Source organism: Candidatus Polarisedimenticolia bacterium, from assembly GCA_036001465.1.
GTDB lineage: Bacteria > Acidobacteriota > Polarisedimenticolia > Gp22-AA2 > Gp22-AA2 > Gp22-AA3.
Window position 1 is genome coordinate 1 of the sequence record DASYUH010000102.1, and the last position, 13,547, is coordinate 13,547.

Consider the following 13,547-nt stretch of genomic DNA (forward strand, 5'->3'; position numbering starts at 1 on the left):
AAATCAGCACACGGCGGCTCGAACGCCACCGAGGTCACGTGCAGGTCGCACGGTCCCACGTTGCACACCGACACCGTCTGCTCGGCGAGGGTCCCGGCGCACACGTCGCCGAAGGCCGTGGAACCCGTCACCCGCACGTCCGGCGCCGGCACGCTCCCCGTCACGTGCACCACCGTCGACGGGAAGTCCGGGTCGTTGCTGGCTATGGTGATGTTGGCCGACTTGGCGCCGAGGCTGACGGGGGCGAACCGGATCGGCACCGCCAGCGAGTCGCCCGGCGCGATCACCAGCGGGTACGACACGACTCCCGCCGTCTGGAACTCCGCCGACGAGGAGGTGATGTTCGTCACGCGCAGGTCGCAGTCGCCGTTGTTGTTGATGGTCAGATCCAGATCCTTGAACGTGTTCCGACAGACGTCGCCGTAGGACCCGTTGTCCGCGATGACCGTGGCGATCCCGGGACTCCCCACGCTGGCGGTGGCCATCAGATCGAAGTACGGTGCCCCCGGATCGTTGCTGCTGATGCGGATCTGGGCCGACTCGGTGCCCGAGGCCACCGTCGGGCTGAACTGCACCGTGAAGTCGACTTCCGAGTTCGGGCTGATCGTCACCGGTGTGCTCGGGTTCGGCAGGACCGTGAAGCCTGTCGAGCCGAACAGACGTTGCACGCTGTTGATCACCAGGTCGCTCGTCCCGACGTTGAACACCTGGATGGTCAGGCGCGGCATCTCCCCCTGGCACACGGTCCCGAAATCCAGCCCGTTCTCGGCGTTAACCGCAATGACGGGGCCCGCCGGCTGAGTGAACGCAAACGCGCCCCGCCCGTACGTGCCGGCCCGCAGCACACCGGCCGGCGCGTTGATCACCAGATCGGTGACGGGCACGTTGGGCATGTGTACGTCATCGAGGACGGTCCAGTTGGCCCCTCCATCCACCGATCGCAGCACTCCCAAATCGTTGCCGACGTAAATCACGGTTGGGGCGGGACCCCCATCCAGGGCAATGGCGTTGACGGGCAAATCCACCGGGGGAGAAATGTCAGTCCAGGCGGTGCCGCCGATGGTGGTGCGGAAGACATTTCTTGGCTGGATGGCGCTCCCGAAGCCCGACATCGTCGCATAGATCACCGTGGGATCGTTCGGGTCGAAAGCGATCCGCGCGACGTTCCGGTTCGGGAGGTTACGCGTGATGTTTGCAAAGGTCACACCCGTCGGTGGTCCGACGGTGGCGGCCAATGCATTGGTCGAGACGAACACCTGGGTTCCGGAAGCAGCCACCACATTGTTCGAGTTGGCTCGAGCGACCTTCAGCTGTGCTGCTCCTCCAATGTTTGCGATGATGCGCCATGCCCCTCCGCCGTTCTGAGTCTGCCAGAGATTCTGGCTGCCACTGGCATAGAGGACAGTCGCCTGGCTCGGATCGGTGTTCACCGGGGCGCCGTAGCATCCCTGATCCGTCGCCAGGCCCCAGGGCGTGATGTCGTTGGCCGAAGGCACCGTCGGTGGGAAAGTCGCTCCGCTGTTGGTCGATATGAAGACGCGCGTGCAGGGGGCCGGCCAGAAGCCGCTCGAGTTGTAAGCGTTGTTCGTGGTGATGGCATCGAACGCGTTGTCCCAACCGTCACCGCCCTGGCTGTCGGTCCAGGCGAAGCTGCCCGTCGTCTGAGGGGTCCCATTGTCCTGAAGGGAGATCAGCGTGGCGCTGGCGGTCGCGTCATTCTTGACGTCGATGTTGTAGATCAGGCTGGTTTGCAAGCCGCCAGAGTTGATCGTCGGCTCCGGTCCTCCCGTTCCGCTCCAGGTCGCTCCCCCGTTCGTCGATTTCCAGATCCCTCCGTCGTTGCCCGTAAACACGATGGAGGGAGTGGGAGAAGGCTGCGGAAAGAAGACCCACGTGGAATGAGAATCAACGTGGATGCCGGGACCGACCGCGGCGAAGTTGTTCCCCGAGTCGCTGGACTTGGTCGCTCCCACCGCCCCGAGATAGATGATGTCGTTCGAGCCATCGCCGGGAGACCCTGGGTCGACGCTCATCGAGAAGCTATAGCCGCCTTGAGTGTTCGTCGCGATCCCCGCGCTGGTCTGGAGATTCCAGGTTCCGCCCTGATCGATGCTGCGGAACAGTCCGAGAGGATCGGGCGCTCCACCGGTCCCCTGCATCGAAGCGTACAGTACCTGGATGCCGTTCGCGTTGGCCGGTGAGGTGGGCGGAGCGAGGTCGACGAGCACCTGTCCGATGCCACCACCTGCCGGCAAGGCCGCGGCCACCGCCGGAGTGGCGACGTTCAGTATCTGGGTCCAGCTTTGTCCGCCGTTGGTCGACTGACGAATGCCGCTTCCGCTGATTCCCGCATAGAGGATGCGGTTGGCCGGCGGTGAAGTGGGATCCAGAACGAGCGAGCGGGCGTCGCCGAAGCCGTTGGTTCCCGGTGTCCAGTTCCGGCCACCATCCGTCGAGCGGAACAGGCCGATGTCGGCTCCAAGGTAGACGACGTTGCTGTTGGAGGGATCCACGATGACCGCGTTGATGCTCTGGCCGGCAAACAGACTGTCGGCGTTGCCTGTGTTGCCAGCGGGGAAATCAGAACCCAGAATGATCCAACTTCCGCCGCCGTCGGTGGACTTCAGGATGCCCTTGGAGATGTTGAGGACGAAGCGCCCGCTGGTCCCGACGTAGATCGTGCTGGTGTCGCTCGGGTCAACCGCGATGGCGCTCGGCTCGCCGGTCCCTAGGGTGGCTTGCTGGTCGGTCAGCGGCGTCCAGTTGAGGCCTCCATCAGTGGACCGCCATACCCCGCCGCCGGAAGAGCCCTGATAGATCACATTGGGATTGTTGGGATTGATCGCGATCGAGCTGACCCGCCCGTTCGCCCGACTGTTCCCCTGATTGATGGGACTCGGGCCAATTGGGGTCCACACGACTCCTGTAAGGCTTGTGACGGATTCAGGAGATAGTCTGGTTGCTCCGCCGATGGTGCTGCGAAGGCCGGAAGGAATGGCCCTCGGAACCCTCGACCATTGCTTCAGCGCCTGGTCATAGATGTCGGGGGCGACGGGGCGGCCATTTTGGGATGTGCGCTGGCGGTAGAACTCATACTCCCTGGCATGGTCCTTGTTTTCCCGTTCTGCCTGCAACACCTGGGATCCTGCCGTCACGGCCGTATTCGTGTCTTGAGTCAGGACGACCTGGCCTGTCACTAGCATGGTGACGAGGGCTGCTCCCGCGCAAAGGTGGAGGAAATGTCTCATCCCAAGCTCCTTGTGGGGTTCCGGAGGGTTGTTATGTCAACCACCTGGCCACAACGACTCGCGTGTGCACCTCCATCGCTGAAAGTCGGAATGTTCGCTATCCCTTGCTGGAATCGGGACGTACTGGCGTCGTCCCTTCGTTCCTCCTCCTCAGGTATCTTGTCCCTTCAAGGTGCGCTCCCGTAACATCGTACGGGTTAGAAAGTGCTTCGGCGGACGAATGAGCGACCCACAATGCGACATGACACGGAGTCGGGAGTCCAAGTACTCGACCCACACATCAGCCGCCTCGCAAGGAAGAGCCTTGCGAAAACGTCTGGAGATTGTGCTCTGTCAGGAAGGACTCGGCCCCCCCGCCGAATATTTGCGACTATGCGCGGAAGAATACGGCGAGCGATGGAGAAGTCAAGGGAAACCCTGGAACAAAAACTGACGAAGAAACGCGGGGGTTGCGACCGGCGATACGCGACCGGCCTCCTGTTGCTCGGCCAGCAGGCCATTTAATGTGTGCGAACGAAGGTGGCCAGAATCGTGCGCTACCGGCCGCATGCTGTCGCGAGAGCCGGCACGCCGGAGACACGCGGCTTCCGCCAACCCCGGGGCGGCGACCGTCAGGGGGAGTTGGTGACCAGGTAGAACAGCGCTCGCCCTACCGCTGCCTGCGCGGCGTCCGTGAACATCGTCCCGGAGCTTCCCCCATCTGGCGTCAACGAAGTGGTTCCAGGCGAGACGAACGTGGGAGCATCGCTGCGGTGCACGAGAAAGCGACCGCTCCCGCCGTTCCAGGTGAGGAGCGCGTCCCCCAGATCCTCGGACACGTCCAGCTGGATCGTGTCCGAGACCGTGATCTCCCCGGTCATTGCGAAAACACAGTCGGGTTCCGAGAAATAGGGACGGAGGGTCCCCGCCGCCTCGGGAAAACGACGGGCGAACCGGCCGCCGGGACCAAGGGGCGCCCGCCAGACGCCGTCGATTACGCAGCCGGCGCCACTCGTCGTCGTGTGCGTCCGGTTCGTCCCGATATGCCTCCACAGCACCCAGTCCCCCTGTTCGACGGAGATTTGCGAGGGCCGGAAGGCGAACCCGTCATCCACTTCGGACACCGCGAAACGGGGCGCCGCCCCGTCGACCCCCGGCTGGACGCAGATGGCGCATGGGATTGGAACTCCGTCAACGTCCCCGAGAACGCACCGGGACAGGGGAAGTGGCACCCCCGCGATCGGCTCGGATGCCACGACGTCGAAATCGATGAGGGCCACCCGCTTGATGCCTGGGCCGAGCCCGGCCGGCGGGAAGGTGTAGCCGAGGACCCGGACGAGCCCGGTATCCAGAACCTGATGGTCCAGGATCCAGCCTCCGGCGGCCGCCGTGTCGGACCCCAGACGCGCTCCGGCCAGCGTGAGAAGCGTCGGGTCGAACCGCGCATCCAGTTGGAAAGCCGCGACGCCGGCCCCCTCGAAGACGACGACGGGAACGGCAATCCGCGCGCCCGGCAGACCACCCGCCGGCTCGACGCAGATCTCTCGCGTCACAGTCTGAGCCAAGGTCGCTCCGGAAGAGCAGACAAGGGCGACCAACAGGACCGACAGCAGGCGCGGGGGCGCCCGGTGGGCGTCCAAGCCGCCGGGGGTGGGACGGCCCGGGCGCACCTCTGTTCTCCCTGACGGTTTCCCGGCCGGCGTCCCCGGGTCTCCGATTTGCCGGCGCCATGACAGCAATAATGGTGTTGACAGTCTCCTGGTTCCTTGGTACTTTCCAGGACGAACCGATCGAAACATCAATCGGTGGGTATCGCGTGGGCGCGGTCGCCGCCCGCAGCGTCCCTCCGACTCAGCTTGCGCGCCGATGCAGATCCAGTCCCGGGATCCTTTCAGGCGTTTTCCGACGCATCCTTTGCGGACGGGAACGGAGATCCTCTCCAACACCGATTGGCAGCGGGTTGGCCGCGATCTCCGGCTGTCCCCGAGGGAGCTCGAGCTGGTGCAGCAGATCTTCGCCGGCAAGAAACTTCGAACCATCGCAGAGGACATGCGCCTCTCGCTCGGTACGATCAAGACCTATTCGCAGCGCATCCATCACAAGCTCCGGGTCACCGATCAGCGTGAGCTGACCCTGGCCGTCTTCAGCGTCTACCTCGGGTCCTGATCAACGCACCGGCACCTCCCGGCCATCCTGGTCGGACGCGACCACCGCGCGGATCTTCGGGCTCCCGGCGCCGGTGATCTTGAGGACGGCGCCGTCCCCGGTGATCCCTCCGGTGGCGCTGCCGAACGCCACGACCCGCATGAGGTTTGCGCGGCCGCCGTCCGTGAACACCTGCCAGCCGCGCCCGGTCGAGAGGCCCTCGGGCGTCACGACGGTGTCAGGCGTGGCCCCCTTGATCTCGAACTGCAGGCCTCCGAGATCGCGGGCCCCTTCGACGATGACCACGTAGGCGCGCGGGCCGGCCTTCTCCAGCCGGACCCCGAGCGAGGTCTGCGGTACCGCGGCGACCGTGAGCCCGTCCATGGCGAATGGTCCCCCGCACGTGCAGAGAAGCGGGCGACCCAGGCTCTTGTTGCGCACCCGCAACACGTCCAGGACATTAATCATATTGTCCACGACACAGTGCTCGCTCAGCATGTCGCCGGCCCAGGCCTGGAAGGCCGTGGGGGGCGGTTGCGCGACGCTCTGGCCGAGGGCCTGCCGGACGTCACGCAGGACGTCCAGGACGTCCGCTTGGCCGTTGGCATCCAGGTCCCCCTTGGAAATGCCGACCGCCGGGGCGCTCGTTCCGGTGATCTCGAGCGGGGGATCGCTGGCCATGAGGGCGAGGGGGAATCCGGACGCGAACTCCGGGCAGCAGAAGACGCGGAACGTGTCGGGGCCGCCGAGCCCGGAGACAAACGGCAAGGTGGCCGGAAGAAGCGTGTCGGCCGGGCAGAGCCCCGGGGCCACGGTCATCATCGCCGTCCGGCCATAGCCGGTCGCGATGTTCCCCGAGGAGTCGAGCGCCTCCACCGCCGCCATGAACGGCAGGGGGTCGAAGAGGTCCACTCCCACAAGCGCCGGCAGGGGCCGGAACCGGAAGGAGCTGGCGTTCCGCACGATCACGACGCCGGGGTTCGCGCAGGGACGGCAGAGGATGCCGCTGCCGTCCTTGTCCCCCAGGACGCAGTTGGTCTCGGACAGGAGCGATTGTCCGGGGGGCGCCGCGGCCGCGATGTCGAACTCGATCCACGCCATTTCCTTCGGTCCGGGACCCAGGCCGGCGGGCGGGTTGCTCTCGCCCAGGATGCGCAGGACGCCCGGCCCGACCGGGGCCATGACCACGCTCCAGCCGCCCGCGAGGGCGGTGTCGGCTCCGAGCATCACGGCGACCGGCGTCAGGACAGCGGGGTTGTAGTTGAGATCGACCTGGAACCCGGCGACGCCATCCCCTTCATTCAGGGTGATCGGCACGGACACGCGCGTGCCCGGCTCGCCAATCGCCCGGCCGTTGCAGATCTCCCGGAAGGAGATCGGCGTCTGCAGGGGCAGCGCTCCCGGCTTGCCGGCGGGGCCGGCCTGGGAAACCCCGGCCACCTCGAGCGGCTTGAGCGCGCGCCGGAAGAGATCCATTTCGTCCAGCGCCCCGGTGAAGAAGGTGCCCGCCCGGGCACCCGCCATCGATCGACTCCGGCCGATCCACATCTCGCTCGAGTTGCCGATGTTCCCCTGCGCCGGCATCGGGTCGAAGGTGGCGCACGCCACGCCGTCCACGAACAGCCTGCCGCCGATCGGGCTGTCCCGGTCCACGCTCACGGCGAGGTGATGCCACTTGCCGTCGGCCACGCCACAGGGTCCGATGATGCCAACCATCGGCGATCCCGTCGCCCCCGCCATGGGCTTCATTTCGAACGCCGGCATGCCGTCCTGGAGGAAGAACGAGAAACCCGTGCCCGCGTCGTCGAGCTTCTCGACGAGCGGCTGCCTTCCCATGGCCGTCGTCATGGCCCAGAGGTCGATGGCCATGTCCTCGGTCCCCACGTTCAGCTCGGGGTGATCAAGGACGCGCACGAAGTCGTCGACGCCATCGAAGGACAGGGCGGTCCCGACCTCGCCCATGATCGTCTTCGGCCCGCCCTCCGGGATACCGTCGTTCGGTGCCCCGCGCAGGTCACCGGACATTTGAGGCATCATACCCATCGGGTCAAAGATGTACGGATCCTCGAACCGGTACCAGGCGACCCAGCACGGGATCAGCCGGCACGGGGTGAGGGTGTCGAAGGGGGCGAAGTCGACCGGGAAATAGACCAGGTCCTTGCAGCGGCATTCCCACTCCCGCCAGATGTCGTCGATGTTGCCGTGGTGGCCCCAGAAGATGTGCGCGGAGGGGGAGTGGAACGAGCACATGGCACCGCCCACGGAACAGTGGACGCTGCCGTGGTAGCCGTTGATCCCGGACGTCAGAGCGTCACGGTCTTCGTAGTCACAGAGGGCGGGGTAGATGGCGCCGGCGGGCTTGGCGATGTTCGGCGTGGTGTCGAAAAGGGGCGCGCAATCGCCGGGCCCCTCGGTGGGGGCGTTCACAGAGCAGACGGCCGTGTCAGCGGTGAAGCAGTCGGGATCGACGCTCTGGAGCTCCGCGGGAATCGGGTTCGACGCGAGCCACTTGGGGAAAGGCACGAACTCCGGGTGGCCCTGGGAAACGAGATAGTTCTCCAGCCCGGCGATGTAGGTGCGGTGCCAGGGAAGAAGCATGGGAATGTCGTGGATGTGTTCTGTATAGTGCTGGCCGATGACGCACGCGTCGATGTAGTCGCCCATCAGATCGTCCAGGTCGCTCCGCTCCGCGGGCGTGAAATCATCGTTGAGGTCCGGCCGCCGGAAGAGACATGGATCGATGAACGGCAGGTAAAGACCGGGATCGATCAGCAGCGCCGACAGGCCCTCCGTGACACGGGCGGACTTGGACACCGGAGCACCAGCCGCCGCCATCCCGATGAACATGGAGGATTGGCCGACCGGCACGCCGTCGTAGAAGTGGAACGAGAGGCGGTACCCCGTCTGGTCTGCGTAGTCGGGGGCCATGCCCCCGGTGGCGCCTCCCATGTTCACGACGAAGTAGTCCTCCTTCTTCCCGTCGCCGTCGTAGTCCAGCGGCACCGCGTTCCCGAAATCAGCAGTGAACGTCTGAACCATGGGCGTGGTCTGGGTTCCTCGTGCGTTCGTCAGGTCGATCCGGTACAGATAGGCGTGCAGCCCTGCGGCCTGCGATCCGGGCTTTCCGGGGAAGGTCCGCGTGTGCAGCAGCCCTCCGGTCGCTGCGCCCGGCAGGTCGAGCTTGTCGGCGGTGTCTACGATGTCCGAGATGACGCAGGTCGGGTCGAACACACAGCCAAGCGTCGCGGGGTCCGCCCGGACGCCCCGGAGCGGCGCCGCCCACACGGCGGCCGGGATGAGAACGAGAAACGCGGCGACGAGCATTCGTTTCATCGCGAATCCTCCTGCGTGTCGTGGTGGGGACGAGAACCACCCGCCTCTCCGCAGCGCACACGGAGAGAATGAAACGGGCAGGCGCGGGTTCTTATGCTGCGAGACTAAATGGCACGACACCTCGACAACGACAAGTCGGCTAAGGGGATGACATCCGTCGATCCGTCATCCGGAGGGTTCGGGCCTGAACCCGGGAACCACGCCGCCGCTCCTGGCGTAGTATCCGGCAGTCGCCCTTGTGCCCGACGCGGAGGAGTCACGGCATGACCCCGGAACTCGTGATCGACAGCGTGACCAAGACCTACCCCAACGGCGTGCAGGCCCTCAAGGGGGTCTCGCTGCGGATTCCCGCGGGGATGTTCGGGCTCCTGGGGCCGAACGGCGCGGGCAAGTCGACCCTGATGCGCACCATCGCCACCCTGCAGGAGCCCGACCGAGGCACGATCACCTTCGGCGACATCGACGTCCTGCGGCAGAAGGATCGCGTCCGGCGGACCCTCGGCTACCTGCCGCAGGAGTTCGGCGTCTACCCGAAGGTCACAGCACTCGAGCTGCTCGACCATTTCGCGGTCCTCAAGGGGCTCGTCGACCGGCGGCAGCGCGGCGAAATCGTGGATTCCGTCCTGCGTCGCACCAACCTGTGGGATGTGCGCAAGCGGCGGCTCGGCACGTTTTCCGGCGGGATGAAGCAGCGCTTCGGGATCGCCCAGGCCCTCCTGGGCAGCCCGCGGCTCATGATCGTGGACGAGCCGACCGCGGGCCTCGATCCGGCGGAGCGGTTGCGGTTCCACAACATGCTCAGCGAAATCGGCGAGAACGTCGTGGTCATCCTCTCCACCCATATCGTCGAGGACGTGAGCGACCTGTGCAGCCGGATGGCGATCATCGCCTCGGGCCGGGTCCTCCTCAGCGGCGAGCCGCAATCGGCGATCGACTCGCTGCGCGGCCGGGTCTGGAAGAAGGTGGTGCCGCGCGAGCAGCTGGCCGACCACGAGCGCGATCTCGCGGTCATCTCGACGCACCTGGTCGCCGGCCGGACCGCCATCCACGTCCTGGCCCCGACCCGTCCCGACGCGTCGTTCGAGGAGGTCCCGGCCGACCTGGAGGACGTCTACTTCTCCACCCTGCGCTCCGCCGAAGCGAAGGCGGCCTGACCGCGATGCTCGCGCGCATCTTCGCCTTCGAGGTCCGCTACCAGATCCGGCAGCCGCTCTTCTGGGTCGCCGCGGCCCTCTTCTTCCTGCTGACCTTCGGCGCGGTGACCACGGACGTCGTCCAGGTCGGGGGATCGATCGGCAGCGTCAACCGGAACGCCCCGTTCGTCCTGATGCAGATTCTTCTCGTGATGACGGTGATCGGGACCTTCCTGACCACCGCCTTCGCGGCGGGGAGCGTCCATCGCGACTTCGAGACCCAGGCGGACGCGATCTTCTTCTCGTTGCCGATCCGCAAGGCCGACTACCTGTTCGGACGCCTCTCCGGATCCCTCGCGATATCCTGGCTGGTCTACCTCGCCGTCCTGCTCGCGGTGGCCATCGGCGGCCTGATGCCCTGGCTCGAGCCCGAGCGCATCGGGCCGTTCCGGCTGGCGCCTTACGTCTTCTCGATGCTGGCGTTCGTGCTCCCCAACGTCATCATCACCGGCGCGATCTTCTTCGCTCTCGCCACTCTGACACGGAGCCTCCTCTATACCTACGCCGGAGTCGTGATCTTCTTCGTCGCCTACACGATTTCGAGCATCCTCCTCGACGACATCGAGAACCGCAACCTCGTCGCGTTTCTGGATCCGTACGGTTTCGGAGCGTTCGAGCTGGTGACGCGATACTGGACCGTGGCCGAGAAGAACGAGGGCCTGATGCCGTTGCGGGGCGCCCTGCTCGAGAACCGGCTCCTCTGGCTCGCCGTCTCGGCGGCCGTCATGGCGTTCACCTGGGCGCGTTTCAAGCTCACGACCGTCGCGGGAGGCAGGGCCCGCGGCCGGCGGGGCGCGCCGGTCCCCGCGGCCTCGACGCCGCCCGGCGTCCCCGAGCACGCCGCCGCTGCGGGCTCCCTTCCGGCGGCCGCGCAGTCCTTCGGCGCGGGGACGACCTGGACCCACTTCCTGCGCCAGACGCGCATCGAGACGATTGGCGTACTGCGCGGAATCCCGTTTCTGATCATGCTCTTCGCAGGGCTCTTCAACGTCTTTGGGGGCACCTATTCACTGGACGATCTCTACGGCACACGGATCTACCCCGTCACGAACCTGATGCTGCGCGCCATCGGCGGCAACTTCGGGCTCTTCATCTTTCTCGTCCTGACCTTCTACAGCGGCGACCTGGTGTGGCGCGAGCGCAACCTCCGCATGTCGGAGCTGTTTGACGCCCTTCCCGTGCGCACCTGGATGGGCTGGGCCTCGAAGCTGGCGGCCCTCGCCGGGATCCTGCTCGCCATGCTGGTCGCGGTGTTCCTGACCTGCGTCGGCATCCAGGCGTTCACCGGTTACACACACTTCGAGATTCCGCTCTATCTCGAGGGCCTCTTCCTCGTGGCGCTGCCGCAGTTCCTGTTCTACGCCGCCCTCTGCCTCTTCGTGCAGGTCATGGTGGACAACAAGTACATCGGCTGGCTGGTCTCCAGCCTGTTCTACATCGCCGGCTTCGTTCTTCCCGCGCTCCGGCTCGATCACCACCTGTACCGGTTCGGGACCGCCCCGGACGCGCCCTACTCCGACATGAACGGGTTCGGCCACTTCGTGCAGCCCCTGTCCTGGTTCTTCCTCTACTGGGGCCTGGTCTGCGCGGGGCTCGTGTGCGTGGCGCACCTCTTCTGGGTGCGCGGCTCCGAGGCGACGTTTGCGCTCCGCCTGCGGCAGGCGCGCCACCGCCTGACGCGCCCCGCGGCTGCGACTCTCCTCGCCGCGATCGCCGGGGCCGTGGCGACCGGCGGGTTCATCTTCTACAACACCAACGTCCTCAACCACTACCGGCCGACCAAGATCCGCTTCGACCGCCAGGCCGAGTACGAGAAAAAATACCGGCGGTTCCTCCGCCTGCCGCAGCCGCGGGTCACCGACGTCTATGCCGACGTCGACATCGACCCCGAGAGGCGGTCGGTCGCCATCCGCGGACACTACATCCTCGAGAACCGGACCGGGGCGCCCGTCGATCGCCTGCATCTCTATTTGAACCCGGACGTCCGCGTCCTCTCCCTCGAGCCGGAGGGGGCCAGGCCCGAGACCGTCGACGAGGACCTCGGATACCGCATCTTCCGGCTCGACCCCCCGCTCGGCCCGGGAGCGCGGATGCAGGTGACCTACGACCTGGCCGTCGAGAACCGGGGATTCGTGAACAACGGCTCCCGCAACGAGATCGTGTACAACGGCACCTTCTTCAACAGCTTCGATTTTTTCCCGCACGTCGGCTACGTCAGCAGGAACGCCGAGCTGGACGATCCGAACGAGCGCCGCCGGCGCGACCTGCCGCCCGTGCAGCGCTTCCCCAAGATCGACGACACCGCGGCGCGGGGGGACAACTATCTCTCCGGCGAGGCGGACTGGATCCACTTCGCCACGACGGTCAGCACGAGCCCGGACCAGATCGCCATCGCCCCGGGGTACCTCAAGCGCGAGTGGGTGGAGAACGGCCGGCGCTACTTCCGCTACGAGATGGACTCCCCGATCCTCGACTTCTTCGCCTACCTCTCGGCCCGTTACGCCGTGAAGCGCGATCGGTGGAACGACGTCGCCATCGAGATCGACTACCACCCCGAGCACCCCTACAACGTCGACCGGATGATCGCCGCGGTGAAGGCGTCGCTCGACTACTTCACCACCCGGTTCGGGCCCTACCAGCACCACCAGGTGCGGATCGTCGAGTTCCCGCGCTACGCCCGGTTCGCCCAGTCGTTCCCGAACACCATTCCGTTCTCGGAGAGCATCGGCTTCATCGCCCGGCTCGACGACCGACCGGACGCCATCGACTATGTCTCCTACGTCACCGCCCACGAGGTGGCGCACCAGTGGTGGGCCCACCAGGTCATGGGGGGAAACGTGCAGGGGGCGACGCTCATGTCCGAGACCATGTCCCAGTACTCCGCCCTCATGGTCATGGAGCACATGAACGGACGCGGCAAGATGCGTCGCTTCCTGAAGTACGAGCTGGACCGATACCTGGCGGGACGCGGCGGCGAGCGCATCGAGGAGCTGCCGATCTACCTGGTCGAGGACCAGCCGTACATTCACTACCGCAAGGGGAGTCTGGTGATGTACGCCCTCAAGGACTACGTCGGCGAGGAGCCGCTCAACCGGGCCCTGGCGGAGTACGTCCGGGCCGTGGCCTTCCAGAAGCCGCCGTACACCTGCTCGCTCGAGTTCCTCGACTACATCAAGCGGGCCGTGCCGCCCGATCGCCAGGCGATCCTGGACGATCTGTTCCGGAACATCACGCTGTACGAGAACAAGGCCACGCAGGCGACCTGGTCGAAGCGCGAGGACGGCAAGTACATCGTCCGAATCGAGGTCGCCGCCGCCAAGTACCGCGCCGACGGCAAGGGGCGCGAGACGCCCTCGCCGCTGGACGACTGGATCGACATCGGCGTCTTCGGCGCGCGCGACCCGAAGGGCCCCTCCGAGGGGCGCCTCCTCGCTCTCGAGAAGCGCCGCGTCGACGGGTCCGGCTCGACCTTCGAGATGGTGGTGGACGAGGAGCCGAAGAAGGCCGGCATCGACCCGTTCAACAAGCTGATCGATCGCAATCCCGGCGACAACCTGGTGTCGGTGTCGGCCGGCTCACCGACGGAGCATCGCGCCGGGAACTGAGTCCGCCCGGGAGCCGGTCCGAGCATGGGGCCGGTTTCCGGCGA

Annotated in this window: 6 protein-coding genes; 3 read left to right on the forward strand and 3 right to left on the reverse strand. The window is 66.2% G+C overall.

The genetic code is table 11. The features are described from left to right. Positions 1 to 3,248, reverse strand: a 3,248-nt coding sequence (locus VGV60_17770; GenBank protein ID HEV8703123.1) for a choice-of-anchor D domain-containing protein, incomplete at its 3' end; no start/stop codon positions are given. Between the two features lie 611 nt (positions 3,249 to 3,859). Then, positions 3,860 to 4,792 (reverse strand): hypothetical protein, encoded by a 933-nt coding sequence (locus tag VGV60_17775; protein ID HEV8703124.1) that lies wholly within the window; start codon positions 4,790 to 4,792, stop codon positions 3,860 to 3,862. Positions 4,793 to 5,141: 349 nt separating this feature from the next. Between VGV60_17775 and VGV60_17780 the strand changes: the two genes are divergently transcribed. Then, the gene (locus VGV60_17780; protein HEV8703125.1) at positions 5,142 to 5,393 is read left to right on the forward strand and encodes a LuxR C-terminal-related transcriptional regulator; all 252 of its coding nucleotides are present in this window, start codon (positions 5,142 to 5,144) and stop codon (positions 5,391 to 5,393) included. Here the strand turns inward: VGV60_17780 and VGV60_17785 are convergent, their stop codons facing one another. Further along, the gene (locus VGV60_17785) at positions 5,394 to 8,705 is read right to left on the reverse strand and encodes a LamG-like jellyroll fold domain-containing protein (GenBank protein HEV8703126.1); all 3,312 of its coding nucleotides are present in this window, start codon (positions 8,703 to 8,705) and stop codon (positions 5,394 to 5,396) included. 263 nt (positions 8,706 to 8,968) lie between these two features. On the opposite strand from VGV60_17785, the gene VGV60_17790 reads away from it, so the two are divergent. Further along, complete coding sequence (locus VGV60_17790) at positions 8,969 to 9,859, forward strand: ABC transporter ATP-binding protein (GenBank protein HEV8703127.1); 891 nt, start codon at positions 8,969 to 8,971, stop codon at positions 9,857 to 9,859. A 5-nt stretch (positions 9,860 to 9,864) separates the two neighbouring features. Then, positions 9,865 to 13,503 carry an ABC transporter permease subunit gene (locus tag VGV60_17795; protein ID HEV8703128.1) on the forward strand — a complete coding sequence of 1,213 codons (3,639 nt, stop codon included), beginning with the start codon at positions 9,865 to 9,867 and terminating at the stop codon, positions 13,501 to 13,503. Positions 13,504 to 13,547: the final 44 nt, after the last annotated feature.

Bases quoted from the DNA above. Each gene is read 5' to 3' on its own strand.
- VGV60_17785 (HEV8703126.1), bottom strand. From the start codon at position 8,705: ATGAAACGAATGCTCGTCGCCGCGTTTCTCGTTCTCATCCCGGCCGCC.
- VGV60_17790 (HEV8703127.1), top strand. From the start codon at position 8,969: ATGACCCCGGAACTCGTGATCGACAGCGTGACCAAGACCTACCCCAAC.
- VGV60_17795 (HEV8703128.1), top strand. From the start codon at position 9,865: ATGCTCGCGCGCATCTTCGCCTTCGAGGTCCGCTACCAGATCCGGCAG.